Genomic DNA, 26,660 nt, shown 5'->3' on the forward strand with positions numbered 1-26,660 from the left:
TGGTGCCTGTCAAGAAGCGATGGGAGGCTCTGTGGATCTGGAAGGCCCGGTGGCGCAGGCACATCCGGCGGACACCGACATGCGGGACCGATTGGTCGCCGTGGTACCGCTGATCTCGGCCTATCTGCGCCGCGCCCGAACCGACATGCCGCCGGAGATGCGGCAGGCGTTCGAGGCGGCGGGCCTGGGTGCACGCCACGGCGCGGTGCTCGCCTTCGTCTGGTCGTCCGGACCGGTGAGCGTCAGCGATGCCGCAAGGCAGTTGGGCCTGAGCCTCACCAACACCAGTCAGCTCAGCGGCGAGCTCACCCGCGCGGGTTGGCTACGCCGCGACAGCGATCCGGCCAACCATCGCCGCACGCTGCTGTCGGTGCCGCCCGAGCGGCAGGCCGACTTCGCCGCGTTCATCGATCGACGCAGTGAAGTCTTGTTGCGCGCGATGGCCCGCCTGACCCCCGATCAGCGCGAGGGTTTCGTCGCGGGCCTCAATGCCTGGGCCGAGGAGATCGAGGCGATCACCCCGGGGTGAAGCGGTATCCGGACAACGAAAAACCCCGCGCCACAACACTACTGGCGCGGGGTTTACCGAAGGGAATGTCAGGCGTTCGCGGGCTCGGGGGTCGAGGCGGCCGGGGTGCTCTTCTTGTGCTCGCGACCGGTCAGCCAGCGGCCGACGGTCACGCCCAGCATGCCGGGGATGAAGATGAGCAGCACGATCCAGGCCGCACCGGAGGTGACATTGAACAGCAGGCCCTGATCACCGAGGTCGAACTTGGGGATGAAGTCCAGCAGCCACGCGACCAGGCCCGCACCGACGCCGCCGGCGAGGGCGGCCTTGAGCCAGCGCATGGTCAGATCCGAGCCCTGTTCGGGATCGGGATTGGCCTGCCGGTCGGCGCGGCCGTCCAGCACACCCCAGGTCACGATGGCGACGACCAGCACGATCAGGCACAGGATCCGCATCCACGCACCCGCGGTCGGCCAGCTCATCATGCCGAAACCGAGCAGGGTTTCCAGCACTACGGTCAACCCGCCCAAGCCCACGGCGCGCAACACCCACGCATTCATGTCGATCACCTTAACCTGCGCGGCCGCTCTGGCGAACCGGATGAACTGAAACTTGTTCCAGAACCATAGCGGGAGCGGGGGCGCTGCGGACGGGCGGGCCCGACACGCTGCTAGAAATGCGGTGTGAGCATCGAAGCCGTCGCCCTGCTGCAGGATCCGGTCCGCAAGCGGCTCTACGACTATGTCGCGGGCGCGGATCACGATGTCAGCCGGGACGAGGCGGCCGAGGCGGTCGAGATCAAGCGGCCGCTCGCGGCGTTCCACCTGGACAAACTGGCCGAGGCGGGGCTGCTGGACGCGGTGTTCCGGCGTCCGGAGGGCCGCACCGGGCCCGGGTCGGGGCGGCCCGCCAAGTTCTATCGCCGCACCGACACCGAATTCTCGGTCAACCTCCCGGCGCGCGACTATCGCACGGTGGCAACGGTTCTGGCGGAGGTGGTCGAGCACGAGGGTTTCGAGGACGCCATCGCCCAGGCGGCGGCCGCGCACGCGCCGAACCTGGAGGGCCGCAGCCTGTTCGAGGCGCTGAGCGCGCACGGTTACGAGCCCTATCTCGACGGTGACGTGATTCGCCTGCGCAACTGCCCTTTTCATCGACTGGCCGTGGACTTCCCGCCGCTGGTCTGCGGCATGAACCTGGCCCTGCTCGCCGGTCCCGCGACCGCGGCCGGTTGGACGGCCCGGATGGATCCGGCGCCGGGGCGATGCTGCGTAAGTTTCTCTAAAAACAATGATGATTAGTTATAGTCGGGGCATGCACCTCGCACAGCTCAATATCGGCAGGCTTGTCGCACCCGAAGGCGACCCCCGAGTCGCCGATTTCTATGCCGCCCTCGATGAGATCAACGCCCTCGCCGAGTCCTCCCCCGGTTTCGTCTGGCGCATGGTCGACGGCGACACCAACAACGCCACGAGTTTGCGCCCCTACGACCAGGATCCGGACATGCTCGTGAACATGAGCGTGTGGGAGACGCGAGAGGCGTTGTTCGACTACGTGTATCGCAGCGCGCACATGGAATACGTGCGCCGCCGACGGGAATTCTTCGTCCCGCTGCGCGAGGTGTTCACGGTGCTGTGGTGGGTGCCGGAAGGCAGCGTGCCGGACCTGGGCGACGCCATGCGCCGCCTCGAGCACCTGCGGGAGAACGGTCCCACGGCTTACGCCTTCACCTTCCGGCAGGCGTTCGAACCCGAAGTTCCGGAATCAGTCCTGTAGGGCCGCGGCCATTTCCGCGCGCGGAGCGGGCTTACCGGTGAACTGCTCCACCTGGCCGTAAGCCTGGTTCAGCAGCATTTCCAGCCCACTGACGACGGTATTGCCCGCGCGCGCCACCGCTTCGGCGAGCGGGGTCGGCCACGGGTTGTAGATGGCGTCCAGCACGACAGGGGCCGCCGCGATCGAATCCGCCACGGCCGCGGCGGCCTCGGCCGGCACGGTGCTGACGACGGCGTCCACATCCGAGCAGACGAACAGCAGGCCCTCGGGATCGAAGCCGAGCACCTCGGCCGACATGCCCAGTTGCTCGGCCAATTCGAGGGTGTCCGCAGCGCGCCCGCGATCGCGGGCGACGATGGTGACGGTGTGCGCGCCCAGATCCGCCAGGGCCAGCAGGGCCGGCCGGGCGGTACCGCCCGCGCCCAACACGACCGCGCGGGCAACTTCCTTCACGCCCGCGCCTTCCAGCGCGCCCCGCACCCCGTCCACGTCGGTGCAGTCGGCGCGCCAGCCGGAATCGGTGCGCACCAGCGTGTTCGCCGAACCCACCAGCTCGGCACGTTCGGTGCGCTCATCGGCGTACGCCAGCGCGGCCACCTTGCCCGGCATGGTCACCGACAGCCCGACCCATTCCGGCCCGAGTCCGTCCACCAGCCCGGGCAACTGCTCCCCGGTGCACTCGATGCGCTCGTAGCTCCAGTCCAGGCCGAGCGCCCGGTAGGCCGCCAGATGCAGTTGCGGCGAACGGGAATGCGAGATGGGGCTGCCGAGCACGGCGGCCTTACGCTTACCGTCCACTGTCGAGGATTCCACTCTGCCTGGCCTTTTCGATATTGCGCAGATGCTCCTGGTAGTTGTCGGTGAACAACGTAGTGCCCTGCTTGTCGACGGTCACGAAGTACAGCCACGGCCCCGGCGCGGGATTTTCCATGGCGCGCATGGCATCCAACGACGGCGCGGAGATCGGCGTCGCGGGCAGCCCGGCCATGGCATAGGTGTTCCACGGCGTCTTCTTGTTCCGGTCGGCGTCGGTGGTGGCGACCTCGGTCTGGGTGAGGGTGTAGTTGACGGTCGAGTCGAACTGCAGCGGCTGCTGCGCGCCGAGCCGGTTCACGATGACCCGCGCCACCTTCGACATGTCCTGCGGCAGCGCCTCGCGTTCCACCAGCGACGCCGCGATCAGCGTGTCGTAGGGCGAGAGACCGTTGGCCGCTCCCGATTGCAGCAGACCGCTGGCCTCGTAGGTCTGCGCGCTGTTGGCCACCAGCTGCTTGAGAATGTCCTGCGCGCTGGCGCTGGGATCGAAATCCCAGGTGCCACCGGCGATCAGACCCTCGAGCTGACGGGATCGGTCCGGGGCCGACTTGACCCGGTCCAGCGCCCACGCGGGCACGCCCAGCGCGGTCGGATCGGGATTGGCTCCGGCCTGGTCGAGCTGCTCGTAGGTCACGCACTTGGCCGCGGTGCCGCTGCCGACACAGCTGGCCTCGGCGATCTTGCGGTAGATGCCGTCCTTGCGCGCATTGGTGGTGACGTCACTGGAGTCGTGCAACTGCCGGCCCTCGGAGATGACCACGTTGCCGACCCGCGCGTCCTTGCTGAACAGCGCGGTCACCGCCTCCGAACCCTTGCTGTGGCTGGGGATGGCATAGTAGCCGGGCTGGATGGAGTTCATGTTCGTATTGCGCACGGCCACTTCGTAGAACGCGCCGCTGCTCTGCACGATGCCCTTGTCGGCCATCGTCTGCGCGATCTGCGTGGAGGTGTCGCCGGGCTTGATCTGAATGACCACCAGCGCACCCTGCGGGCCGGAGAAGTCGGCGGGCGGGCTCAGCTTGCCGACGAACTTCCAGGCCGCGAATCCGACTGCGCCGAGGAACAATACGGCGAACACGCCCGCGATGACGAACAGGTTGCGACGGCGGCGCTTGCGTTCGGCCGCCTTGCGCGAGGCCACCCGCGAACGCTTGGGCCGGTTGCCGCCGCGGCCGCCGGAGCGCGACTGGCCGCGCCCGGACCGACTGGCGGCCCGGCCGGTGCGTTCCGCGCGCTGGGGTGCGCTGCGGCGCGGCGGTTCCGGGGCCAGCGGGGGCTCGTCGTCGTAGTCGTCGTCGCCCTCGAAGTGCTCGTCCTCGTAGCGCTCGTCCTCGTAGCGCGGGATGACGGTGGTGTCGTCCTCGTAATCGTCCGCCTCGGACCATTCCAGATCGTCGCGGCGGTAACGCCGTTCGGCATTCTGCCGGTAGCGTTCCTCAGCGCGCGTCCAGCGGTCGGTCATGCGTCATCACCGCGCGGCTTCAAAAGGGCACTCCGTTCGTCCAACCATCCTTGCAGGATCGACACGGCGGCGGCTTGATCGATGACCTGCCGCTGCCCGCGTGCGCGAACTCCACTGTCTCGCAACGCACGTGCAGCAGACACCGTAGTCAAACGTTCGTCGGAAAGTCGCACCGGTACCGGTGTGATCAGACCCCGCAAACGCCCCGCGAAGGTGGCCGCCAGCTTAGCGGAAGACCCGCTCTCCCCGCGCAAGGTGCGCGGCAGGCCGACGATCACTTCGACGGCCTCGTATTCCCGCACAATCTCGGCAATTCTGGATAGATCGGACGCCAGCGTGCCGGGCGCGACCTTCTTCGCGCGCGGCACGGTTTCCACCGGGGTGGCCAGCAGGCCGTCCGGATCGCTGGAGGCGACACCGATGCGGACCGAGCCCACATCGATGCCGATGCGCCGGCCGCGACCGGGATCCCGCTCGGCGGAGGGCCGTTCGGACGCGAAATCACGCCCGGCGGTCACCCCCGACGCCTCGGTGGGCGTACGGGCGAATCCGGAGGTATGCCCCGATTCGGGCCCCGCAGAGCCCGTTTCGAGGGTGAACCCGGCCCCGTGATCGGGGCCGGGTGTGTCGGATGTGTCGGAGTCCGCCATTACCCGGCGAGCTCGGCGACCCGGGCGCGCAGCGCGGCCAGACCCGCCTCGATGCCCGACGGGTCGGAACCCGCACCCTGGGCCATCTCCGGCTTGCCGCCACCACGGCCCGCGATGGACGGACCGAACGCGGCCACCAGATCCCCGGCCTTGACGCCCAGATCCTGGGCGGCCTTGGTGACGGCGGCGACGAACGGCACCTTGCCGTCGGCATTGCCGAGCAGCACCACGATGGCGGGCTCGGAACCCAAGCGGCCCTTGATGTCCTGCACCAGCGTGCGCAGATCGCCCGCCCCGACGCCTTCGGGCGCGGCGGCGGCGACCAGCAGCACCTTGCCGACCCGCTGCGCCTGCTCGGCGAAGGTTCCGGCGCTGGCCAGCACGGCCGCCATCTTGGTGCGCTCGAGTTCCTTCTCGGCGACCTTGAGACGCTCGACGAGCTGCTCGACGCGGCCCGGCACCTCTTCCGAGGGCACCTTCAGCGAGGAGGCGAGACCGGCCAGCAGCGCGCGCTCCTTGGCCAGGTACCGGTAGGAGTCCAGGCCCACAAAGGCTTCCACACGGCGGATGCCCGAACCGACCGACGACTCACCGAGCACGGTGATCGGCCCGATCTGCGCGGAACTCTGCACGTGCGTGCCACCGCAGAGCTCCATGGAGAACGGTCCGCCGATCTCCACGACGCGCACCTCGTCGCCGTAGTTCTCGCCGAACAGCGCCATCGCGCCCATCTTCTTGGCCGACGGCAGATCGGTGACGAAGGTGTTGACCTTGAAGTCGTCGCCGACGGCGTCGTTCGAGACGGCCTCGATATCGGCCTTCTGCTGCTCGGACAGGGCGCCCTGCCAGTTGAAGTCGAAACGCAGGTAGCCCGGCTTGTTGAGCGAACCGGCCTGAACGGCGTTGGGGCCCAGCACCTGTCGCAGCGCGGCATGCACCATGTGGGTGCCGGTGTGGCCCTGGGTCGCACCCTTACGCCAGGCCGGATCGACCTGGGCGAGCACGGTGTCGCCCTCGGTGAGCTGACCGGCCTCGACGGTGGCCTTGTGCACCCACACCTTCTTGGCGATCTTCTGCACGTCGTTGACGGCCACCTTCAGACCGTGCGAGGACACGATCGAACCGCGGTCGGCGATCTGGCCACCGGACTCGGCATACAGCGGGCTGCGGTCGAGAATGATCTCGACGTCCTGCCCGACCTCGGCGACCGGCACCCGGACGCCGTCCTTGATCAGGGCGAGAACCGTGGCCTCGGTGGCCAACTCGTCGAAGCCGGTGAACTCGGTCGCGCCGCGGTCCACGAACTCCTTGTAGATGGTGAGATCCGCGTGCGCGTGCTTACGCGAGAGCGCGTCCTCCTTGGCCCGCTTGCGCTGCTCGGCCATGAGCGCGCGGAAGCCCTCCTCGTCGACCTTCAGCCCGGCCTCGGAAGCCATTTCGAGGGTCAGGTCGATCGGGAAGCCGTAGGTGTCGTGCAGGGTGAACGCGTCGGTGCCGCTGATCTTCTTGCTGCCCTGCGCCTTCACCTCGTCGACGGTCTCGTCGAACAGCTTGGTGCCGGTGTTGAGGGTCTTGAGGAACGCGGCTTCCTCACCGACGGCGACGGTTTCGATGCGCTTGTGATCGGTGGCCAGCTCCGGGTAGGAGGGGGCCATCAGCTCGGAGACCACCTTGATGAACTCACCCATCACCGGCTTCTCGGCGCCCAACAGTCGGGCCGAGCGCACGATGCGGCGCAGCAGGCGGCGCAGCACGTAACCGCGGCCGTCGTTGCCGGGGTTCACGCCGTCGCCGATCAGCATGGCGGCGGTGCGGGCGTGGTCGGCGATGACGCGGAAGCGCACATCGTCGGTGTGCTCGACACCGTAGGAGCGGCCGGTCAGTTCCTCGGCCTTGTTGATGATCGGGCGCAGCAGGTCGGTCTCGTACACGTTGTCGACGCCCTGCAGCAGGAACGCGACACGCTCGATGCCCATGCCGGTGTCGATGTTCTTCTTGGGCAGCGGGCCCAGGATCTCGAAGTCGTCCTTGCCGCGACCCGCGCCACGCTCGTTCTGCATGAACACGAGGTTCCAGATCTCGAGGTAGCGATCCTCGTCGGCCTCCGGGCCGCCCTCCACGCCGTACTCGGGACCGCGGTCGAAGTAGATCTCCGAGCACGGGCCGCACGGACCCGGAATACCCATGGACCAGTAGTTGTCGGCCATGCCGCGACGCTGGATGCGGGCGTCCGGCACCCCGAGCTCACGCCAGATCTGCTCGGCCTCGTCATCGTCGAGATACACGGTGACCCAGAGCTTTTCCGGGTCGAAGCCGTAGCCGCCGTCCTCGACGGACTTGGTCAGCAGCGACCAGGCGAACTGCATAGCCTCGCGCTTGAAGTAGTCGCCGAAGGAGAAGTTGCCGGCCATCTGGAAGAAGGTGTTGTGGCGGGTGGTGACGCCGACGTTCTCGATATCGCCGGTGCGCACGCACTTCTGCACGCTGGTCGCGGTGTGGAAGGGCGGCGTCTGCTGACCGAGGAAATACGGTACGAACTGGACCATGCCTGCGTTGACGAACAACAGGTTGGGGTCGGCCAGGATCAGCGAGGCACTCGGCACCTCGGTATGTCCGGCCTTTACGAAATGCTCCAGGAAGCGCCGTCGAATCTCGTGGGTCTGCACAGGTATCCAGCCTACCGTTCCCGGTCCAGGGAGTTTCCACCCACCACCGGGCGATAGCTACCATCGCCCGGGTGACTGTGATCCCCGACCCATCCCAGCGCTTCCCGCTCCCCCACGCGCACCGCACGGTGTTCCTGAAACCGCACGTCACCTCGCCGAACATCGTGGTCGGCGACTACAGCTACTTCGACGATCCGGACGCCGCCACGGCCTTCGAGACCGAGAACGTGCTCTATGCCTTCGGTCCCGAGAAGCTGATCATCGGCAAATACTGCGCCATCGCCAGCGGCACCCGCTTCATCATGGCCGGGGCCAACCACGCGACCTCGGGCGTGTCGACCTTCCCCTTCACCATCTTCGGCGGCACCTGGGCCGAGGAGACGATGGACATCATCACCTCGATCCCGTCCAAGGGCGACACGGTCGTCGGCAATGACGTGTGGATCGGGTACAACTCGCTGATCATGCCGGGGGTGACGATCGGCGACGGCGCGATCATCGCGACCGGTTCGGTGGTCACTTCCGACGTCCCGCCCTACACGATCGTCGGCGGCAACCCGGCGCAGGTGGTCAAGCAGCGCTTCCCGGACGAGGACGTGCAGCGACTGCTGCGGGCGGCCTGGTGGGACTGGCCGGTCGAACTGGTCACCGAGCACGTGCGCGAGATCATGGGTGGCACACCCGGCGAGATCGAGCGGATCGCGATCCACGAAGGCATGCTCACCGACTGACCTGCGCCGCAGCCGGATTCGCGGTGCGTCGGTCGACCATTGATGGCACCCAGTGCAATTCGGCACCGGGTGCGTACCGGCGCTCCTTGCCCCGGAAGGTCTCTATTTGCCCCGGACGATGCGGCGCAGTTTGGTGACGCGAGGGCCGACTTCGCGTTCGCAGCCGTGGTCCGTGGGCTGGTAGTAGTCCGTGCCGACCAGTTCGTCCGGCGGATATTGCTGGGCGAGAACGCCGTCCGGGTGGTCGTGCGGGTATTTGTAGCCTTGGGCGTTGCCCAGGGCTGCCGCGCCCGCGTAGTGCCCGTCACGCAGATGCGGCGGCACCGCACCCGCCTTGCCTGCCCGGATATCGGCCGTGGCCGCGCCGAGACTCTTGGGCACCGAGCCCGATTTGGGCGCGGTGGCAATGTGAATCGTGGCCTGCGTCAATGCCAGCTGCGCTTCGGGCATGCCGACCAGTTGCACTACTTGGGCGGCGGCGACGGCCGTCTGCAGGGCCATCGGGTCGGCCATGCCGACCTCCTCGCTGGCCTGGATCATCAAGCGGCGAGCAATGAATCGCGGATCCTCGCCCGCGCTGATCATGCGTGCCAGGTAATGCAGCGCGGCGTCGACATCCGAACCACGCAGGGATTTGATGAACGCGCTGATCACGTCGTAGTGCTGATCGCCCGCACGGTCGTAGCGCACCGCGGCCTTGTCGACGCTGGCCTCGACCAGCGTCACGTCCACGGTCCCGTCCAGCGACGATTCCGCCGACGCCTCCAGCGCGGTCAGCGAACGTCGCGCGTCACCGCCGGCGATCCGGACGATGTGATCGAGGGCCTCCTCGGTGACCGTGTACTCCCCCGCCAGCCCGCGCGGATCCTCGATCGCCCGCTTCAACACCGTGCGAATGTCGTCCTCGGACAACGACTGCAGCTGCAACACCAGCGACCGCGACAACAGTGGCGACACCACCGAGAACGACGGATTCTCCGTGGTGGCCGCGACCAGCAGCACGATCCGGTTCTCCACCGCCGCCAGCAACGCGTCCTGCTGAGTCTTCGAAAACCGGTGCACCTCATCGATGAACAGCACGGTCTGCTCACCCGCGGTGAGCCGCCGCCGCGCTAGATCGATGACCGCGCGCACTTCCTTCACTCCGGCCGACAACGCCGAGAGCGCCTCGAACCGACGCCCGGTAGCCCGCGAAAGCAGGGAGGCGAGGGTCGTCTTCCCCGTCCCGGGCGGACCGTACAGCAGCACCGATGCCGCCCCGGACCCCTCGACCAACCGCCGCAACGGCGACCCCGGCCCCAGCAGATGCTGCTGCCCCACCACCTCATCGAGCGTGCGCGGCCGCATCCGCACCGCCAACGGCGCGAACCGGTCGTCCCCACTCGGAATACGCGCGGACGCCGCCTCGAATTCGTCGGCTACGGCCTGCGTGCCCGGCGCATCGAACAGCCCATCACTCACCTCGAAGACCCTACCCAGCCGCCCCGACAGACTTGTCCACCGCTGCGCCGAGGGTCCGAGACAGCAATGTGGGCCGGAATCATCGTGCGATTCCGGCCCACATCTCGCGGAGGATTACTCCTCCCAGTGCTCTTCCAGGGTGGCCGACACGTGTTCGGCGAAGTCGCCGAGGGTGTCGTCGCCGGTGCAGCGGGCGTCCTCGGCGAGGGCGGCCCAGCGGTTGATCAGGGCGGCCGAGCGCGGGATGGACAGGCCGTGCTCGCGGGCGGCGGCAATGCGGGCGTGGTCGGCGGGCAGGAACCAGTAGGTGGACAGCCACACCCAGATCAGGCGCGCCTCGAGGATGCGTTCGGCCAGGACGTCGTCGTCGGCGAGGGCGGGCCACACCGCGACCACTTCCGAACGCCACGCCTCGACCATCTGGCGGGCGCGTTCGCGCGACAGCTCGAAATCGCACAGACAGCCCGGGAACGAGACCAGCGCATAAGCAATGTCGAGGGTGGCGTCACGGAAACCGCCCCACTCGTAGTCGAGGAAACGCGCGCCCTCGTCATTGAGGATCACATTGTCCGGGCACAGGTCCGAGGGGCTGAAGGCGCGGTAGCGGCCAGCCGAGAACAGCCGGTTGCCGCGCACGATGCGCTCGGCGATCTCCCCGGGCACCTCGATGCCCATCTCGCGCTGCAGCATGATCGGCACCTCGGCGACCGCGGATTCGGCCTGCTGCGCAATGCCGTCCACCCGATGCACCACGTCCACCCGGCGCAGCAGCGCGACGAAATCCGCCTCGCGGCCCACGGTCGCGGCGTGCATGCGACCCAGTGCCTGCGCGAACGCCATCAGCGCATTGCGTCCGGCGGGCTCGGCGGCGGCCTGCAGCACCGCGGTCAGCGAGAGGTTCTCGCCGAGGTCGCTGAGGATGAGCAGACGCTCCGGCAGGCTGTAGCCGAGTAGGTAGGCACCGGGGCGGTGGTCGCGGCCCAGCGCGGTGGTGAACTGGTACGACACCGCCTCGCGGAGGAATGCGGAGTCGATGCTGGCGACACCGGGAGCCATACCCCCGGTGCGTCGTTGGTTCGCCGTGCCCGCAACCTGCTTCACAATCAGTGTGCGCGGTAGTGAAAATGCGTTCTCCGCAACACGGACACGGAGAACCGTGGTTCTACCACTGCCGCTGAGTTCCATCGGATCACTCAGCTTTACCGCAGCACCCATTCGCTTTGTGAGCAACTGTTGTGCCGCGGACACGACTTCGGCGGCGCGTTCGGCCAATAGTGCGGTCATCGGAACCCAAGTTACTCCCGTCAGGTCACTTTCAGCGAGCGGTTGCGCAACCTTTCGCGCGTCGGACGGCGTGTCTTTGTGAAGGGTTTGCCCACGCGGCGCTGGTTGCTTGACACAACCAGGAGGGTCTAGTTGTCTCATGGTCACTTGCTGTGCGCCACACCGTAAACCGGGAAATGTGAAAGGCTTGCGACCATGACTGGCACGCCGCCCTCAGCACCGTATGGCCCCTCCGGCGATCGTCCCGGTCCCGGGGGCGGTGAACAGTATCCGCCGCAGACCGGTCAGCACCAAAACCCCGAGCCCGCACCGTATTCCGGTGCCCCCGAACCGGGTCCGGCGCACGGCCGCCACCAGTTGCCCGGTATGGCCGGATATCCGCAGTTCGAGGGACCGGGCTCCGCGCACTACGGCAGCGAGCCCGTCGAACCCCCGCCGCCGCTGCCCCCGCAGTCGGGCGCGCCGCTGCCACCTCCTGGCTACGCCGGCGGCATGCCCCCGCAGCAGCAACCGCCCGGCGGGATGCCGCCGGGCAATCCGCCTCCGCCGGGCGGTTTCTCGCCGGGCGCCATGCCCCCACCCGGTGGTCCGCAGCCGGGCGAGGTCCCGCCCCAGCAGGCCTACGCGCCGCCGCGCGAGACCCTCGACGTGGGCGCGGCCGTGACCTACGGCTGGGATCGCTTCCGGCTCAATCCCGTTCCCTGGGTGGGCATGGTGCTCATCGGCCTGATCGCCTGGCTGGTGGTCACGCTGCTGGTGAGAATGGTTGACGTGCAGTCGCTCTCGGCGGTGATCCTGCTGTTCGCGGTGGTGTCGCTGGTGGTGTGGCTGCTGCAGGCGGCCATGATCCGCGGCGCGCTGTACGAAACCGACGGGACGCCACCGGATTTCCCGGCCTTCTTCGGCTTCGTGAATGCCGGCAATGTGCTCATCACCGCGCTCATCGTGTTCGCGCTGTGCTTCGTGGCCGCCATCGCCTGTTTCGTCCCGGCGGTGATCGTGGGCGTGCTGTGCATGTTCGCACTGCACTTCGTGATCGACCAGGACCAGAATCCCTTCCAGGCCATCGGGTCCAGCGTCCGGCTGGTGATCGCCAATGCGCTGCACGTGTCGCTGTTGGCGCTGGCGGTGCTGATCATCACCGCGGTCGGCGCGCTGCTGTGCGGGCTCGGTCTGGTGGTTGCCGGTCCGGTCTGCGCCATCGCGACCACCTACGCCTACCGGATGCTGACGGGCCGACTGGTCGTTCCGGTCTAGCTCTCTGCACGCCCCAGTTCTACATGACGGTGCCCTCCGATCTCGTCGAGATCGGAGGGCACCGTCAGGTCCGGACCGGATCCGCTACTTCGCGTCTTCCTTGACCGGGTTGCCGTCGGCGTCCAGCTTGGCGTTGAGGCCCGCCTCGCGACGCTGCTGCAGGGTGATCGGGGTCGGCGCGTCGGTCAGCGGGTCGACGCCGCCGCCCGACTTCGGGAACGCGATGACCTCGCGGATGGAGTCCATCCCGGCCAGCAGCGCGGTGATGCGGTCCCAGCCGAAGGCGATGCCGCCCATGGGCGGAGCGCCGAAGGAGAAGGCGTCGAGCAGGAAGCCGAACTTGTCCTGCGCCTCCTCGTCGCCGATGCCCATCACCTTGAACACGCGTTCCTGCACGTCGCGGCGGTGGATACGGATCGAGCCGCCACCGATCTCGTTGCCGTTGCAGACGATGTCGTAGGCGTAGGCCAGCGCCGAACCGGGATCGGTGTCGAAGCTGTCCAGGTGCTCGGGCTTGGGCGAGGTGAACGCGTGGTGCACCGCGGTCCAGGCCGAATGGCCCAGCGCCACATCGCCGCTGGCGGTGGCGTCGGCGGCGGGCTCGAACATGGGCGCGTCCACGATCCAGACGAACGCCCAGTCGTTCTCGTCGATGAGGCCGCACTTGCGGGCGATCTCGCCACGCGCGGCACCCAGCAGCGCCCGGCTGGACTTGGCGTCACCGGCGGCGAAGAACACGCAGTCGCCCGGGTTCGCGCCGACCTGCTTGGCCAGGCCCTCACGCTCGGCGTCGGTCAGGTTCTTGGCGACCGGACCGCCGAGGGTGCCGTCCTCCTGGAAGGTGATGTAGGCCAGGCCCTTCGCGCCACGCTGCTTGGCCCACTCCTGCCAGGCGTCGAACTGGCGACGCGGCTGCGAGGCACCGCCGGGCATGACGACCGCACCGACGTAGGGAGCCTGGAAGACACGGAATTCCGTGTCCTTGAAGTACTCCATCATCTCGGTGATCTCGATGCCGAAGCGCAGGTCGGGCTTGTCGGAGCCGTAGCGACGCATGGCGTCGGCGTAGGTCATGTGCGGGATCGGCGTGGCGATCTCGTAGCCGACCAGCTTCCACAGCGCGGCCAGGATGTCCTCGGCCAGCAGGATGACGTCTTCCTGCTCGACGAAGCTCATCTCGATGTCGAGCTGGGTGAACTCGGGCTGGCGGTCGGCGCGGAAGTCCTCGTCGCGGTAGCAGCGCGCGATCTGGTAGTAGCGCTCGATGCCGCCGACCATGAGCAGCTGCTTGAACAGCTGCGGCGACTGCGGCAGGGCGTAGAACTTGCCGGGCTGCAGGCGGGCCGGAACCAGGAAGTCGCGCGCCCCCTCGGGGGTGGAGCGGGTCATGGTCGGGGTCTCGACCTCGACGAACGCGTGCTTGGCCAGCACCTCGCGGGCGGCCGCATTCACCTTGGAGCGCAGGCGGATCGCGTGGGCCGGACCCTCGCGGCGCAGATCCAGGTAGCGGTACTTGAGGCGGGCTTCCTCGCCCGGCTCGTCGTCGAGCTGGAACGGCAGCGGCGCGGCCTCGTTGAGCACCACGAGTTCGGTCACATTGACCTCGATCGCGCCGGTCGGCAGATTCGGGTTCTCGCTGCCGTCGGGGCGGTTCTCCACCACGCCGGTGACCTTCACGACGAATTCGTTGCGCAGCTTGTGGGCGGCCTCGGCGGGCTCGCCTTCACGGAAGACGGCCTGCGACACACCCGACGCATCACGCAGATCGATGAAGATCACGCCACCGTGGTCTCGACGTCGCGCCACCCATCCGGTGAGGGTGACGGTCTGACCGGCGTGCTCGCTTCGCAGCGAACCAGCCAAGTGGGTGCGCAGCACGGGATTCCTTTCGACGGACTCGAAGCACCGGCAAGGGCCACCAGGTGCAGACCCATCGTAGAGAGACACGTTCAGCGAGTGGAAACCGGAATCGACTCGCCCGTGTCACAGTAATGCCCATGACCTTCAACGAGGGCCTGCAAATCGACCCGAACCGGGCCAGTGGCGGGGGTGGCGGACCCGGCATGGGCGGTGGTCTGGTCCTCGGCGGCGGCGCGCTGGGCATCATCGCGGTGATCGCGGCACTGCTGCTGGGCGGCGACCCGGGCAGCATTCTCGGCCAGTTCACGGGTGCGGACTCCAATGCCAAGTCCGGCGGCACCACACTGCCAACCCATTGCAAGACCGGCGCCGACGCCAACAAGTACGTCGACTGCCGCGTCATCCTCACCGCCCAGAGCCTGGATGCCATCTGGGGTACCGAACTGCCCAAGCAGACGAACCGCAAATACGCGGTCCCGAAGCTCAACCTCTTCTCCGGTGCGGTGAACACCGGCTGCGGCCGCGCCTCCTCGGCGGTCGGCCCGTTCTACTGCCCCGCCGACCAGACCGCCTACTTCGACACCAGCTTCTTCCAGGAACTGGTCGACCGCTTCGGTTCCAGCGGCGGCCCGCTGGCCCAGGAGTACGTGGTCGCCCACGAGTTCGGCCACCACATCCAGAACCTGCTCGGCGACATCAACCGCGCCCAGCGCGACCCCAAGGGCCCCACCTCCGGCGCGGTCCGCACCGAGCTCCAAGCCGACTGCTACGCGGGCGTCTGGGCCTACTACGCCGACAAGCTCCCGGCCCCCGGCTCCAGCACCCCGTTCCTGAAGCCCTTGACCGACAACGACATCCGCGACGCGCTCTCCGCCGCCTCGGCCGTCGGCGACGACCGCATCCAGCAGGCCTCCTCCGGCCGCGTCAACCCCGAAGCCTGGACCCACGGCTCCTCGGAGGAACGCCAGAAGTGGTTCCTGTCCGGCTACAAGTCCGGCCAGGTCAAGTCCTGCGACACCTTCTCCGCCCAGGACCTGGCCAACCCGCCCGGCCTGCGCTGAGCTTCAACACCATCCGCAAACCCCGATGTCCCCGGCTCCCGAAGCCGGGGACATCGTCGTATCGGGGGTCGGCGTGGCGGGGTGGGTGTAGGCGGCGGCGCGCGGCAGAATCGGCGGCGGCGGGCGGGTGCCCGCAAGGGAATTCGGAGGGATGCGATGCGGATGGCCGCGGCGACAGGACTTTTCAGTGGAACCGGGCAGGGCCGGAGGTGGCGCGCCACCACGATGGCCGGGTTGGCGGCGGTAATGGTCACGAGCGCAGGCGGATTCGCCATCGCCGATCCGACGCCCGCGCAGGCGCCCATGCCCGCGGTCGCCCTGTTCACCCTGACCGCGATGCCCGCCGGGTGGCAGACGCGCACCGATCTGCATCCGTCACTGCAGGTTCAGGCCGACGGTCACGCGGTCAAGCGCGCCGACAACAATGCGCAGCCGGTGGAGGGCACGCTGCCCGCCGATGTCATCGGCGCGGCCACCGCCGAGGTGAAGGCACTCGCCGCCGTCGACATGGGCACCCCGGAGAAGGACGACAAGGGCACGTCGATCATCGACTACATGCCCCAATCACCGGACCAGGACGTTCATCTCATCGTCTACGCGCCCGAATCGTCCGACGGGCTCACCGATGACCAGAAGGCGTCCCGCAAGCGCTTCGACGATCTGTTCCAGCGCATGCTGAACGCCTTCGTGGCCTCGTAACGGCGAAAACTCAGCCGACCGTCCAGGTTTCGCGGCCGGTGAGCAGGCTCTGCAGTGAATTCCCGTCCACCGGTTTACGTTCGGCGGCGGTGTCCAGTTGGGCTCGGACGCCGTCGTCGTAGGTGGGTCGGGAGACGCTGCGGAAGATGCCGATCGGGACGTGGTTGAGGTCCTGATCCGACAGGCGTGACAGGGCGTAGGCGTATTCGGGGTGGTCGGTGTAGGCGTCGTGGATGACGATGTCGGACTCGGCGACCGCGTCGGCGCTCGCCACCTTCAGCCCGAAACCGTCACGGACCACCGCGAATTCACGGTCCGCGCCGAAGCGGATGGGTGCGCCGTGCCGCAGCCGGATGAGATGGGATTCGGCGTTCTCGCGGCGCAGCGCGTCGAAGGAGCCGTCGTTGAAGATCGGGCAGTCCTGCAGGATCTCCACGAACGACGTGCCGCGATGCTCGGCGGCGGCCCGCAGCACCTCGGTCAACCCCGCGCGGTCGGAGTCCAAAGCCCTACCGGCGAAGGTGGCTTCGGCCCCCAACGCCACCGACAGCGTGTTGAACGGGTGGTCGACCGAGCCCATCGGGGTGGACTTGGTGACCTTGCCCGGTTCCGAGGTCGGCGAGTACTGGCCCTTGGTGAGACCGTAGATCCGGTTGTTGAACAACAGGATCGTCATGTTCACATTGCGGCGCAGCGCGTGGATCAGGTGATTGCCGCCGATGGAGAGCGCGTCGCCGTCACCGGTCACCACCCACACCGACAGGTCGGGCCGGGTCACCGCCATACCGGTCGCGATGGCCGGGGCCCGGCCGTGGATCGAGTGGATCCCGTACGCCTCCAGGTAGTACGGGAACCGACTCGAGCACCCGATACCGGAGACGAACATCAGATTCTCGCGCTTGAGCCCCAACTCGGCGAGGAATCCGCGCACGGTATTGAGGATGACGTAGTCGCCACAGCCGGGGCACCAGCGCACCTCCTGATCGGAGGCATAGTCCTTGGCCTTCTGCGGTCCGGCGGCGACGGGAATGCCGGACAGCCCGGTGAGCCCGAGATCGGCACCCACGAGCGGGTTTTCGAGAATCGTCATTACTTACCCCCTGTGGTGCGATAGGTCGCCCGCGCGCGAGCGGTGAACGCCTTGGCCTGCTCCATCTCGGCGATGGACCCATCCAGCGCCGCATCGATGACACCGACCAGTTCCTGTGCCTGGAAGGCGGTTCCGGCCACCTTGGTCCAGGGCTGCACGTCGACGAGGTAGCGAGCGCGCAGCAGCATGGCCAGCTGGCCGCCGTTCATCTCCGGGCACACCACCGTGCGATAGCGGCGCAACACCTCACCGAGGTTGGCAGGCAACGGGTTCAGGTGTCGCAAATGCGCCTGCGCCACCGGCACCCCACGCCGCCGCGCCCGGCGGCATGCCTCACCGATCGGCCCGTAGGAGCTACCCCAGCCGATGAGCAGCAGTTCGGCGTGGTCGCCGGGATCGTCCACCTCAAGGTCGGGCACCGCGATGCCGTCGATCTTGGCCTGCCGCAACCGCACCATGAGTTCGTGATTGGCCGGTTCGTAGGAGATATTGCCGCTGCCGTCGGCCTTCTCCAGGCCGCCGATGCGGTGGGCGCGGCCGACGGTGCCGGGGACGGCCAGCGGGCGGGCCAGGGTTTCCGGATCGCGAGCATACGGCTGGAACGAATCCTCGTCGGAGCCATCGGCTTCGAAGCCCGGATCGATCGGAGCGAGCTCGGTCACCTGCGGAATCGCCCACGGTTCCGACCCATTGGCGATCGCGCCGTCCGAGAGCAGCAGCACCGGAGTGCGGTAGGTGAGCGCGATGCGCGCCGCCTCGACCGCGGTATCGAAGCAGTCCGCGGGTGAGCGCGGCGCGAGCACCGCCACCGGCGATTCGCCATTGCGCCCGTAGAGCGCCTGCAGCAGATCGGCCTGCTCGGTCTTCGTGGGCAGACCTGTCGACGGGCCACCACGCTGCACGTCGATGATCAGCAACGGCAACTCCGTCATGACCGCCAAGCCGATGGTCTCACTCTTGAGCGCCAGGCCCGGACCGGACGTACTGGTCACCCCGAGCGACCCGGCCAGCGAAGCGCCCAGCGCCGCGCCGATGCCCGCGATCTCGTCCTCGGCCTGGAAGGTGGTGACGCCGAAGTTCTTGTGCTTGCTCAGTTCGTGCAGGATGTCCGAGGCCGGGGTGATCGGGTAGGTCCCCAGGAACACCGGCAGCCCCGACAGCTGCCCGGCGGTGACGATGCCGTAGGCGAGCGCGGTATTGCCGGTGATCTGCCGGTAGGTACCCGGCGGCAGCGTCGCGGGCGCTACCTCGTAGGTGGTGGCGAACGCCTCGGTGGTTTCGCCGTAATTCCAGCCTGCCCGAAATGCGAGGATATTTGCTTCGGCGATCTCCGGGTGCGCCGTGAATTTCTCCCGCATGAACGCTTCGGTGCCGCCGATGGGCCGCCCGTACATCCACGACAGCAAGCCGAGCGCGAACATATTCTTCGCCCGCTGCCCGTCCTTTTTGCCCACACCGGTCGGTTCGGTTGCGCCCAGTGTCAATGACGTCATGGGCACCCGATGCACGACAAAATCGGTCAGCGTGTCATCGGTGAGTGGATCACCGGCATAACCGACCTTGGCCATATTGCGTTTGGTGAACTCATCAGTATTGACGATCACCATCGCCCCGCGGGCCAAATCCTCCAGATTCGCCTTCAGCGCAGCGGGATTCATGGCTACCAGGACGTCCGGCTGGTCACCGGCGGTGAGGATGTCGTAGTCCGCGATCTGGATCTGGAACGACGACACCCCGGGCAGCGTGCCCTGGGGTGCACGGATCTCGGCCGGGAAGTTCGGTTGGGTGGCAAGGTCATTGCCGAATGCGGCCGCCTCGTGGGTGAAACGATCACCGGTGAGCTGCATACCGTCCCCGGAGTCGCCCGCGAAGCGGATGACGACCCTTTCCAGTTTTTCGACCGCCAATTTCTCTGTGGCGCTGCCGCTTCCGAGCGCAGCGGCTGCATTGCCGCCCGGAGTCGTCACAGAGTCATCATGCTGCGAAACCATGCGCGCGCATCACTTCCTAGTCAGGTGTGAGGTACCAACGCCAAACTACTCCGCAATATTCGCGACACACCCGTGAAAAGCAATGGTTTCGATCAGAGAACCGACGTCAGGCGAACAACGCCAGCTGAGTTTCGGGCGTGTGCGATTCGGCGGCGCGTACCTCGGGTTCGGCCTGCCGTTCGCGGTTCAAGCGGTGTTTCTCCAGCAACGGCTCGATTCGGCCGCGTAGCCACGCAGAATACTCCGGGGTCACCGAAGTACTGCGACCATACAGTTGCCGGTAGCGCCGCAGCAGCGCCGGGTGGGCTTCGGCCAGCCAGTTGAGGAACCAACCGCGGGTGGAACCGCGGAGATGCATGGGAAACGCGGTGACGCCCGCGGCCCCGGCCTCGGCGATCGCGCCGAAAAGCTCGTCGAGGTGAGCGTTGGAGTCGGTGAGATACGGAATGACCGGCGCCACCATGACATTCACCGCGAAACCGGCATCGGCGAGGGCGCGCACCAGTTCCAGCCGCGCGCGTGGCGAGGGCGTCCCGGGCTCGAGGCCCTTGTGCAGTTCCTCGTCGAGGATCGCGATGGACACCGCGAGATGCACTGGCACCTGCCCGGCGGCCTGGGTCAGCAGCGGCAGATCGCGGCGCAGCAGCGTGCCCTTGGTGAGGATGGAGAACCCGGTCCCGGATTCGGTCAGCGCGCCGATGATGCCCGGCATCAGCCGGTAGCGTCCCTCGGCGCGCTGATAGGGATCGGTATTCGTGCCCAGCGCAACGGAATCCCGCCGCCAGGACTTGCGGTGCAGCTCGCGGCGCAGGATGGGGACCACATTGGTCTTGACCACGATCTGCGAGTCGAAATCCGCGCCCGCGTCCAGGTCGAGGTACTCGTGCGTGCCGCGGGCGAAGCAGTAGCGGCACGCGTGCGAGCACCCGCGCATGGGATTGATGGTCCAACTGAAGGGCAAGGTGGATTCGGGCACCCGGTTCAGGGCGCTCTTGCAGAGCACCTCGTGAAACGTGATGCCCTCGAACTCGGGCGTCTGTACGCTGCGCACGAAACCCGCACGTTCGAGCCCGGGCAGCGCGCCGTCGTCAGCGCCTAGGGTTTGCCGTTGCCACCGCACCACCCAAGTCGAACATGTGTTCTAAGGACTGTCAAGCAATCTTCTGCGTGTCGGTCTCGATCGGCTGCCCGTTGTAGAAGGCGACCAGATCCCGGATGGTCTGCTCGGCCGGGCGCGGGCGGTAGCCCAATTCCTCGGTGGCCTTGGCGTGTTCGACGATCGGGGCGCTCAGCAGCGCACCCATGGCCGCGCGCGAGATGCGGTCGCTGCCGAAGGCCTTGGCGACCGGTTCCATCACCGGCATACAGGCATTGATGACCTTGGCCGGAATCGCGAAGGCGGGCTTCATCTTTCCGTTGACCTCGGCCGCGGTGCGGGTGGCCTGGAACATATCGGTGAAGTGTCCGCCGAGCAGATAGTTCTCGCCGGTGCGGCCGCGCTCGCTGGCCAGGATCAGACCCTGGGCCACGTCGCGCACGTCGACCAGGTCGAAGCCGCCGCTGATCATGACCGGCACCCGGCCGCGCGCGGCGTCCCACAGGGTGCAGTTGATGCGCGAGTTGGTGTTGTCGATCGGGCCGTACACACCGGTCGGGTTGCACACCACGGCATCCAGGCCATCGTCGATGACCTTGCGCAGTTCGATCTCGCCCTGCCACTTGGACCGGTCGTAAACCGGCAGGTCCGGATCGACCGACCGCGGCGAGCGCTCGTTGATCCGGCCGCCGCAGGAGTACTGGTTGAACGCGTGAATCGAGCTGGTGTGCACCATGCGCCGCACGCCGACCTCACGCGCGGCATTGGCGACCACGCGCACGCCCTCGGTGTTGACCCGCCAGGCCAGATCGTTCTTGTGCGCGAGGGTGATCAGCGCCACGAGGTGGTAGACCACCTCGGCCCCGTCGAGGGCGGAGCGCATGGACGCCGGGTCCAGGACGTCGCCGTTGACCCAGGTGACGCCGGGCTGCGTGGTACCGGCGACGCGGTCGATGGCAGTCACCTCGTGACCGCGATCCGTAAGCAGGCGAAGCAAATTGGTGCCAAGGAACCCGGCAGCGCCGGTGACTGCGACCTTCATGATGACGAGAATATAGAACTTGTTCTAATTTGCAACCACGGTCACATCCCGATCCGGACAGGGGGTGCGAAGTGCGGCGATGCGACCGACACCACGCCCGGCTGGACGATCGATGGGTTATATTCGGCTCCGCATGTCCACGACGATTGGGGGGCACTGACATGGCCGATCTCTCGGTCGATACCGGTGCGGTTCGCACCTTCGCGGCGGCCAATGACGGCGTCGCCACCGACATCGCCGCGCAGGGCGGCCTCGACACGGTCTCGCATGTCGCCGCCATGACGCCGGTCTTCGGCCTCATCGGCGCGGACTTCCTGGCTTCCTTCGCGGTCGCCGAGTTGCTGCACGATCGCGATATCAACGCCCTCTCGGCCCGCTTCGGCAAGATCGGCCAGGCCGCCTTCGGCTCCGCGGCCACCTACGACGCCACCGACTCCGAGTTCGCCGGGGGCCTGGGCAACATCGCAGGTCAGATCGGCGAGCAGGTATGAGCCCGATCGATTCGGGTGTCATCGGTGCCGCGCCGCAGACCGCTCCGGCCATCCCCACGATGGGAGCAGACAGCATGACCATCCTCGCGCCCGGCCCGCTCCCGGATCTGTTGCTGGGCGGCCTGCCCGACGACGTCGCGCCGTTCGAGCCGCCGGAATTCGCGTTGTCCCGCAAGGAGTTCGAGCAGACCGGCTCCCCGCTGAGCGGTGGCGTTCCGGGTGGCAGTGGCGTACCGACCGGCGATTCCGCGACCGCGGGAGTCCTGTCCCCCGCGCTCGACGGCGCTCACGGCGTGCTGACGGGAGCCCAGAACACCCTCGGCAACGCGCAGAACGTCCTGGCCGACGCCCACCTCGCCCTGAACGGCGTGCCCGCCGCGCTCGGTGCGGCTCAGACCGCGATGGCCCGGGCGATGGCGAATCCCGCCTCGATCCTGCCGCCCCTGCCCGCCGACCCGGTCGGTGATCTCATGAAGGGCCTCGCGTTGCCCGCCATTCCCGGACTGGACGCGCTGTTCAAGCCGTTCCTGCAGCTACTGCAGAGTTTCGGCACCGGAGTGCTGGGCCAGTTCAATCCGACCACCCTGCTCAGCCAGGGCTCCAAGGTCATCGAGTCCGCGGTCCAGGTCGGCAGCGGCGCACTCAAGACCGTCGAATCCCTGTGGCAGGGCAAGGCTTCCAGCAGCGCGCAGGATTCGGGCAAGCAGGCCGAGAATCACGGTCAGGAGACCGCCCAGCGTGGTTTCGACCTGTCCTCGATCACCAATCAGGCCGCGGCGGTGGTGCAGCGCGGCAATATCCAGCTCACCGCCATCGCGCAGGCGTTCGCCGGTGAAGCCACCGCGATGGCCCCGCTCATCCTGACCCCGGTCGGGCAGACCACGCTGATCGCCTCGGCCACCCGGCATCTGGGTGAGGCGGTCGCGGTCGTGAACGCCACGCACGGCGAACTGTCGGTGTACACCGCACAGGTGCAGGGCGTCATCGGCCAGCTGCTGGGCCAGGGCGGCGGCCCGAACCCGGCCGAGGTCGCGCAGTCGCTGGCGCAGAATGTCGGCCAGCCGATCCTGGAGCAGGCCAAGGGTTTGCTCGAAAGTGGTTTACAGGCGGGCACTCCCGGATCCACCGATCCCGGCAAGACCGACCTGGCGGGTGGCGGCGCGCCCGACACCTCTGCCGCGGGCGTCGGCGGGGGCGGTGGTGGAGCCGGTGGCGGTGGAGGCGGCGGTCTCGGCGGCGGAGGCGGTCTGCCCTCGACGCCCGGCGGCCCCGGTTCGTCCATTCCCGGCGGCAAGGTCGCCAATGCCGCCAACCCGTTCGGTGCAGGTGCGGGCGGTATCGCCGGTATGGGCGGTGCGGCCGGTTCGGGCTTCATGGGCTCCCCCGCCGCGGCGGGCGCGGGCAAGGGCGGTGCGCCCGACGGCCAGCACGGCCGCACGGTGCAGCCGCACCAGAGTCCTTCGGCCGAAAGCGAACTCACCGGCAATCTGGGCACCTTCGCCCCGGGCGTGATCGGCCAGGCCGAGGAAGAACCCGCCGACGACGCCGAGGCGTAGCGATAAGCGGCTGAGCGGCAGACGATTCGGCGATCAACGCAGTGATGCCGCGGCGATCGGGGTAGCTGCCCCGATCACCACGGCATCGGTGGAGGCCGATGTGCGGCTGTACACCCCGCGGGCTCGGCCACCGTTCCGGGCGGATTACACCGCGGTCGGGCGGGTCTGCGCGTCGATGCCGCCGTCGATGACGAACTGTGCACCGTGGATGAACCCGGCCTGTGGGTCGAGTAGATACGTAATCAGCGAGGCGATCTCCTCGGGCTTGCCGTTGCGCCCGATGGGAGCCACGAAGTTGCGGATGGCTTCACCGTAGCGCGGATCGTCCAATCCCGCCTGCAGCAGCGGAGTGTCGACGCTGCCGGGCGCGACCGTGTTGAGCCGGACACCCGCCGCACCCCACTCGACCGCGCGCTCGCGCACCGCCACGGTGACCGCGTTCTTGGACGATGCGTAGGCGTAGTGGCCCGCGAAATCCCCGGCCTGGGCGAAGGCTTCGGCCTCGTTGCCCTTGGCGATCGGGTTGTCCTCCCACTTGATCTGGGTGGAGGCGACCGACGAAACCACCACGGCCGCAGGGTTTTCGCCCTTGGTGAGAGCGGGCAGCAGGGCGTCGAGCAGGGCCACGGTGGCGCGGAAGTTGATCTCCACCACCAGGTTCGGGTCGGGCACCTGGGGTCCGACGCCCGCGCACAGCACCACGCCGTCGAGCGCGCCGCCCGAGCGCGCCAGGATCTCCTCGACGGCGGCGGCCCGGGCGGCCGCGTCGGTGAGATCCACGGTGATGTCGGCATTGCGCAGGTCGATGCCGATGATGTCGTGCCCGGCGGCACGCAGGGCCGCGGCGGTGGCCGCGCCGATGCCGGATCCCGAGCCGGTGATGGCGATCGTCATACCGCGATTAGAACAAGATCCAGAGAAGCGGACAAGGCCACCGGGACTGCCATCTCAGCCACCGGGACCGCAACGGCCGGGCAGCCCGGCCACGCGATACGACAGGTGAACGCGCACAGCGCCGCCGATCCGAAGCTCGGCAATGATCGTCGGATCGGGTGCCTTCCGGCGAGTCTACGGCTAGCATCACTCACAGAACTAGAATCTGTTCTAGTTTTCGCACTGCTCACTGTCGAGAGGACGATCGATGCGCTTCACCTACGCGGAGGCGATGACCAACCCGGATTACTACATCCCCCTCGCGCAGGCCGCGGAGGCCGCCGGGTTCCACAGCATCACCGTGGCCGACAGCGTCGCCTACCCGGCCGAGTCGGATTCCAAGTACCCGTACACCCAGGACGGCAATCGCGAATTCCTCGACGGCAAGCCGTTCATCGAGACCTTCGTGCTGTCGGCCGCCATCGCGGCGGCCACCACCACCCTGCGCCTGACCCCGTTCGTGCTCAAGCTGCCGATCCGCCCGCCGGTGCTGGTGGCCAAGCAGGCCAGTTCGCTGGCGCGGCTGAGCAACAACCGCTTCGCCCTGGGCGTGGGCATCAGCCCGTGGCCGGAGGACTTCGAGATCATGGGTGTGCCGTTCGAGAAGCGCGGCAAGCGCATGGACGAATGCATCGAGATCGTGCGCGGGCTGTGCACGGGCGAGTACTTCGAGTACCACGGCGAGTTCTACGACATCCGCAAGATCAGGCTCACCCCCGCCCCCACCGAGCCGATGCCGATCCTGCTCGGCGGCCACAGCGACGCCGCGCTCAAGCGCGCGGTGCGGTTGTGCGACGGCTGGATGCATGCGGGCGGCAATGCCGAGGAGCTCGACAAGTACCTTGCCCGCATCAACGAGCTGCGCACCGAGCGGGATCACAAGGGCGACTTCGAGATTCACGCGGTCTCCTACGACGGCTACACCCCCGACGGGGTGAAGCGCTGCGAGGAGAAGGGCATCACCGATCTGATCGTCGGTTTCCGCAACTCCTACGCCAAGGAGCAGGACACCGAGACGCTCGAAGAGAAGATCGTCAAGATCAAGTGGTACGGCGACAACGTGATCAGCAAGCTGTCCTGATCAGGAACGCTTGGCGTAGCCCAAATCGATGACGGCGTCGCGCTCGCTCACGAGTTCCGCGACGCTGGCATCGATGCGGGCACGGGCGAAGTCGTCGATCTCGAGGCCCTGCACGATGCTGTACTCGCCGTCGGCGCAGGTCACCGGGAACGAGCTGATGAGTCCCTCGGGCACGCCGTAGGAGCCGTCCGAGGGCACCGCCATCGAGGTCCAGTCGCCCGGCGCGGTGCCCAGCACCCAGTCGTGCAGGTGGTCGATGGCGGCGCTGGCCGCGCTCGCCGCCGAGGACGCCCCGCGCGCCTTGATGATGGCCGTGCCGCGCTGCTGCACAGTGGGGATGAAATCGTCGGTGACCCAAGCCTGGTCGCCGATCACGTCGAGGGCGCTGCGCCCGGCGACCGTCGCGTTGGCCAGGTCCGGATACTGCGTCACGGAGTGATTGCCCCACACCGTGACCCGGTGGATATCGGCCGCCGCGGCCCCGGTCTTCTTGGCCACCTGCGCGATCGCGCGATTGTGGTCGAGGCGGGTGAGCGCGGTGAAGCGCGCGGCGGGCACGTCGGGGGCGTTGCTCATGGCGATGAAGGCATTGGTATTGGCCGGGTTTCCGACCACCAGTACCCGAATGTCGTCGGCCGCATTGGCATTGATGGCCGCGCCCTGATCGGTGAAGATGGGCCCGTTGGCGGCCAGCAGATCCGAGCGCTCCATGTTCGCAGTGCGCGGGCGCGCGCCGACCAGGATCGCGATGTTCGCCCCGTCGAACCCGACCCACGGATCATCGGCGATATCGATGCCGGACAGCAGCGGGAAGGCCCCGTCCTCGAGTTCCATGGCCACGCCCTCGAGCGCGCCGACCGCGGCCGGAATCTCGAGCAGCCGCAACCGGACCGGCGTCTGCGCCCCGAGCAGCGCCCCGGAGGCGATGCGGAACAGCAATCCGGAGGCGATCTGCCCGGCGGCTCCGGTCACGGTGACGGTCACTGGCGCGGCGTTGCTCACGACGATCTCCTTGCGCTGCTGGTGGCTCTGCCCTAACCCTATCCAGCCTCACACCCGCGCCGTCGCCCACGTGAGCAAGCCAACATCCCCGAATCCCCCACCCCGCCAACCCTTTCACCGAAAGGCTCACCGGCATCGCAATATTCG

The 26,660-nt window shown here is 67.8% G+C and carries 24 protein-coding genes; 10 read left to right on the top strand and 14 right to left on the bottom strand.

Features of this window, described 5'->3' with window-relative positions; translation table 11 throughout:
* Positions 1–19 precede the first annotated feature (19 nt).
* Positions 20–529 carry a MarR family winged helix-turn-helix transcriptional regulator gene (locus ACYVN4_RS09865; RefSeq protein WP_460719476.1) on the top strand — a complete coding sequence of 170 codons (510 nt, stop codon included), beginning with the start codon at positions 20–22 and terminating at the stop codon, positions 527–529.
* 68 nt (positions 530–597) lie between these two features.
* On the opposite strand, the gene ACYVN4_RS09870 is transcribed toward ACYVN4_RS09865, so the two are convergent.
* On the bottom strand, positions 598–1,068 hold the full coding sequence (locus ACYVN4_RS09870; protein ID WP_460719478.1) for a B-4DMT family transporter: 471 nt from the start codon (positions 1,066–1,068) through the stop codon (positions 598–600).
* A gap of 123 nt (positions 1,069–1,191) precedes the next feature.
* On the opposite strand from ACYVN4_RS09870, the gene ACYVN4_RS09875 reads away from it, so the two are divergent.
* Entirely contained in the window at positions 1,192–1,809 is a 618-nt protein-coding gene (locus ACYVN4_RS09875; protein WP_460719480.1) for a helix-turn-helix transcriptional regulator, read from the top strand.
* A gap of 13 nt (positions 1,810–1,822) precedes the next feature.
* Positions 1,823–2,284, top strand: a complete 462-nt coding sequence (locus ACYVN4_RS09880) for a DUF3291 domain-containing protein (RefSeq protein ID WP_460719482.1) — start codon at positions 1,823–1,825, stop codon at positions 2,282–2,284.
* Here ACYVN4_RS09880 and ACYVN4_RS09885 read toward each other — a convergent pair.
* The 4 genes from ACYVN4_RS09885 to alaS all read right to left on the bottom strand — a co-directional run bounded on the left by ACYVN4_RS09885 (position 2,273) and on the right by alaS (position 7,878).
* The gene (locus tag ACYVN4_RS09885; protein ID WP_460719484.1) at positions 2,273–3,097 is read right to left on the bottom strand and encodes a shikimate dehydrogenase; all 825 of its coding nucleotides are present in this window, start codon (positions 3,095–3,097) and stop codon (positions 2,273–2,275) included. The two genes, ACYVN4_RS09880 and ACYVN4_RS09885, sit on opposite strands and share 12 nt — an antisense overlap.
* On the bottom strand, positions 3,072–4,562 hold the full coding sequence (gene mltG / locus ACYVN4_RS09890; RefSeq protein WP_460719486.1) for an endolytic transglycosylase MltG: 1,491 nt from the start codon (positions 4,560–4,562) through the stop codon (positions 3,072–3,074). The genes ACYVN4_RS09885 and mltG overlap by 26 nt, the downstream gene beginning before the upstream one ends.
* Positions 4,559–5,080, bottom strand: coding sequence for a Holliday junction resolvase RuvX (gene ruvX, locus ACYVN4_RS09895; RefSeq protein ID WP_379361761.1), 522 nt, complete (start codon positions 5,078–5,080; stop codon positions 4,559–4,561). Before ruvX ends, mltG begins: the two co-directional genes overlap by 4 nt.
* Positions 5,081–5,211: 131 nt before the next feature.
* On the bottom strand, positions 5,212–7,878 hold the full coding sequence (gene alaS, locus ACYVN4_RS09900) for an alanine--tRNA ligase (protein ID WP_460719489.1): 2,667 nt from the start codon (positions 7,876–7,878) through the stop codon (positions 5,212–5,214).
* 71 nt (positions 7,879–7,949) lie between these two features.
* On the opposite strand from alaS, the gene ACYVN4_RS09905 reads away from it, so the two are divergent.
* Complete coding sequence (locus tag ACYVN4_RS09905; protein ID WP_460719491.1) at positions 7,950–8,609, top strand: CatB-related O-acetyltransferase; 660 nt, start codon at positions 7,950–7,952, stop codon at positions 8,607–8,609.
* A 102-nt stretch (positions 8,610–8,711) separates the two neighbouring features.
* Here the strand turns inward: ACYVN4_RS09905 and ACYVN4_RS09910 are convergent, their stop codons facing one another.
* Positions 8,712–10,070, bottom strand: a complete 1,359-nt coding sequence (locus ACYVN4_RS09910; protein ID WP_460719493.1) for a replication-associated recombination protein A — start codon at positions 10,068–10,070, stop codon at positions 8,712–8,714.
* A 114-nt stretch (positions 10,071–10,184) separates the two neighbouring features.
* Complete coding sequence (locus tag ACYVN4_RS09915; RefSeq protein WP_460719495.1) at positions 10,185–11,354, bottom strand: phosphotransferase family protein; 1,170 nt, start codon at positions 11,352–11,354, stop codon at positions 10,185–10,187.
* A gap of 195 nt (positions 11,355–11,549) precedes the next feature.
* Here ACYVN4_RS09915 and ACYVN4_RS09920 point away from each other — a divergent pair, with 195 nt between their 5' ends.
* Positions 11,550–12,611 (top strand): DUF2189 domain-containing protein, encoded by a 1,062-nt coding sequence (locus ACYVN4_RS09920; protein WP_460719500.1) that lies wholly within the window; start codon positions 11,550–11,552, stop codon positions 12,609–12,611.
* 84 nt (positions 12,612–12,695) lie between these two features.
* On the opposite strand, the gene aspS is transcribed toward ACYVN4_RS09920, so the two are convergent.
* Positions 12,696–14,489 carry an aspartate--tRNA ligase gene (gene aspS, locus ACYVN4_RS09925; RefSeq protein WP_460719502.1) on the bottom strand — a complete coding sequence of 598 codons (1,794 nt, stop codon included), beginning with the start codon at positions 14,487–14,489 and terminating at the stop codon, positions 12,696–12,698.
* Positions 14,490–14,608: 119 nt separating this feature from the next.
* Here aspS and ypfJ point away from each other — a divergent pair, with 119 nt between their 5' ends.
* Together ypfJ and ACYVN4_RS09935 are read left to right on the top strand one after the other, a co-directional pair.
* On the top strand, positions 14,609–15,532 hold the full coding sequence (ypfJ, locus tag ACYVN4_RS09930; RefSeq protein WP_460719504.1) for a KPN_02809 family neutral zinc metallopeptidase: 924 nt from the start codon (positions 14,609–14,611) through the stop codon (positions 15,530–15,532).
* Between the two features lie 162 nt (positions 15,533–15,694).
* Complete coding sequence (locus ACYVN4_RS09935) at positions 15,695–16,231, top strand: hypothetical protein (protein WP_460719506.1); 537 nt, start codon at positions 15,695–15,697, stop codon at positions 16,229–16,231.
* 10 nt (positions 16,232–16,241) lie between these two features.
* Here ACYVN4_RS09935 and ACYVN4_RS09940 read toward each other — a convergent pair whose 3' ends face one another.
* The 4 genes from ACYVN4_RS09940 to ACYVN4_RS09955 form a co-directional block, all read right to left on the bottom strand.
* Positions 16,242–17,321, bottom strand: coding sequence for a 2-oxoacid:ferredoxin oxidoreductase subunit beta (locus tag ACYVN4_RS09940; protein WP_460719508.1), 1,080 nt, complete (start codon positions 17,319–17,321; stop codon positions 16,242–16,244).
* Positions 17,321–19,312 (bottom strand): 2-oxoacid:acceptor oxidoreductase subunit alpha, encoded by a 1,992-nt coding sequence (locus ACYVN4_RS09945; RefSeq protein WP_460719510.1) that lies wholly within the window; start codon positions 19,310–19,312, stop codon positions 17,321–17,323. Before ACYVN4_RS09945 ends, ACYVN4_RS09940 begins: the two co-directional genes overlap by 1 nt.
* 106 nt (positions 19,313–19,418) lie before the next feature.
* The gene (locus tag ACYVN4_RS09950) at positions 19,419–20,432 is read right to left on the bottom strand and encodes an Rv2578c family radical SAM protein (RefSeq protein WP_460719512.1); all 1,014 of its coding nucleotides are present in this window, start codon (positions 20,430–20,432) and stop codon (positions 19,419–19,421) included.
* A gap of 31 nt (positions 20,433–20,463) precedes the next feature.
* Positions 20,464–21,450: an NAD-dependent epimerase/dehydratase family protein gene (locus tag ACYVN4_RS09955; protein WP_460719514.1), complete on the bottom strand. Its 987-nt coding sequence runs from the start codon at positions 21,448–21,450 to the stop codon at positions 20,464–20,466.
* Between the two features lie 161 nt (positions 21,451–21,611).
* Between ACYVN4_RS09955 and ACYVN4_RS09960 the strand changes: the two genes are divergently transcribed.
* Entirely contained in the window at positions 21,612–21,941 is a 330-nt protein-coding gene (locus ACYVN4_RS09960; RefSeq protein ID WP_379361787.1) for a type VII secretion target, read from the top strand.
* On the top strand, positions 21,938–23,497 hold the full coding sequence (locus ACYVN4_RS09965; RefSeq protein WP_460719517.1) for a hypothetical protein: 1,560 nt from the start codon (positions 21,938–21,940) through the stop codon (positions 23,495–23,497). The genes ACYVN4_RS09960 and ACYVN4_RS09965 overlap by 4 nt, the downstream gene beginning before the upstream one ends.
* Positions 23,498–23,641: 144 nt before the next feature.
* Here the strand turns inward: ACYVN4_RS09965 and ACYVN4_RS09970 are convergent, their stop codons facing one another.
* Positions 23,642–24,391: an SDR family oxidoreductase gene (locus ACYVN4_RS09970; RefSeq protein ID WP_460719519.1), complete on the bottom strand. Its 750-nt coding sequence runs from the start codon at positions 24,389–24,391 to the stop codon at positions 23,642–23,644.
* A gap of 247 nt (positions 24,392–24,638) precedes the next feature.
* On the opposite strand from ACYVN4_RS09970, the gene ACYVN4_RS09975 reads away from it, so the two are divergent.
* A complete protein-coding gene (locus tag ACYVN4_RS09975; RefSeq protein ID WP_460719521.1) occupies positions 24,639–25,511 on the top strand; it encodes a TIGR03619 family F420-dependent LLM class oxidoreductase in 873 nt (290 codons plus the stop codon).
* Here ACYVN4_RS09975 and ACYVN4_RS09980 read toward each other — a convergent pair whose 3' ends face one another.
* Positions 25,512–26,519: a malate dehydrogenase gene (locus ACYVN4_RS09980; RefSeq protein WP_460720549.1), complete on the bottom strand. Its 1,008-nt coding sequence runs from the start codon at positions 26,517–26,519 to the stop codon at positions 25,512–25,514.
* Positions 26,520–26,660 lie beyond the last annotated feature (141 nt).

The organism is Nocardia heshunensis (assembly GCF_054782115.1).

What these genes read in the sequence shown, in the direction of transcription:
- ACYVN4_RS09970 (WP_460719519.1), bottom strand. Translation starts at nt 24,391, where the DNA reads ATGACGATCGCCATCACCGGCTCGGGATCCGGCATCGGCGCGGCCACC.
- ACYVN4_RS09880 (WP_460719482.1), top strand. Translation starts at nt 1,823, where the DNA reads ATGCACCTCGCACAGCTCAATATCGGCAGGCTTGTCGCACCCGAAGGC.
- ACYVN4_RS09960 (WP_379361787.1), top strand. Translation starts at nt 21,612, where the DNA reads ATGGCCGATCTCTCGGTCGATACCGGTGCGGTTCGCACCTTCGCGGCG.
- ACYVN4_RS09870 (WP_460719478.1), bottom strand. Translation starts at nt 1,068, where the DNA reads ATGAATGCGTGGGTGTTGCGCGCCGTGGGCTTGGGCGGGTTGACCGTA.
- ACYVN4_RS09865 (WP_460719476.1), top strand. Translation starts at nt 20, where the DNA reads ATGGGAGGCTCTGTGGATCTGGAAGGCCCGGTGGCGCAGGCACATCCG.
- mltG (WP_460719486.1), bottom strand. Translation starts at nt 4,562, where the DNA reads ATGACCGACCGCTGGACGCGCGCTGAGGAACGCTACCGGCAGAATGCC.
- ACYVN4_RS09920 (WP_460719500.1), top strand. Translation starts at nt 11,550, where the DNA reads ATGACTGGCACGCCGCCCTCAGCACCGTATGGCCCCTCCGGCGATCGT.
- ACYVN4_RS09955 (WP_460719514.1), bottom strand. Translation starts at nt 21,450, where the DNA reads ATGAAGGTCGCAGTCACCGGCGCTGCCGGGTTCCTTGGCACCAATTTG.
- ACYVN4_RS09945 (WP_460719510.1), bottom strand. Translation starts at nt 19,312, where the DNA reads ATGGTTTCGCAGCATGATGACTCTGTGACGACTCCGGGCGGCAATGCA.
- ACYVN4_RS09915 (WP_460719495.1), bottom strand. Translation starts at nt 11,354, where the DNA reads ATGACCGCACTATTGGCCGAACGCGCCGCCGAAGTCGTGTCCGCGGCA.
- ACYVN4_RS09940 (WP_460719508.1), bottom strand. Translation starts at nt 17,321, where the DNA reads ATGACGATTCTCGAAAACCCGCTCGTGGGTGCCGATCTCGGGCTCACC.
- ACYVN4_RS09965 (WP_460719517.1), top strand. Translation starts at nt 21,938, where the DNA reads ATGAGCCCGATCGATTCGGGTGTCATCGGTGCCGCGCCGCAGACCGCT.
- ACYVN4_RS09935 (WP_460719506.1), top strand. Translation starts at nt 15,695, where the DNA reads ATGGCCGCGGCGACAGGACTTTTCAGTGGAACCGGGCAGGGCCGGAGG.
- ypfJ (WP_460719504.1), top strand. Translation starts at nt 14,609, where the DNA reads ATGACCTTCAACGAGGGCCTGCAAATCGACCCGAACCGGGCCAGTGGC.
- ACYVN4_RS09975 (WP_460719521.1), top strand. Translation starts at nt 24,639, where the DNA reads ATGCGCTTCACCTACGCGGAGGCGATGACCAACCCGGATTACTACATC.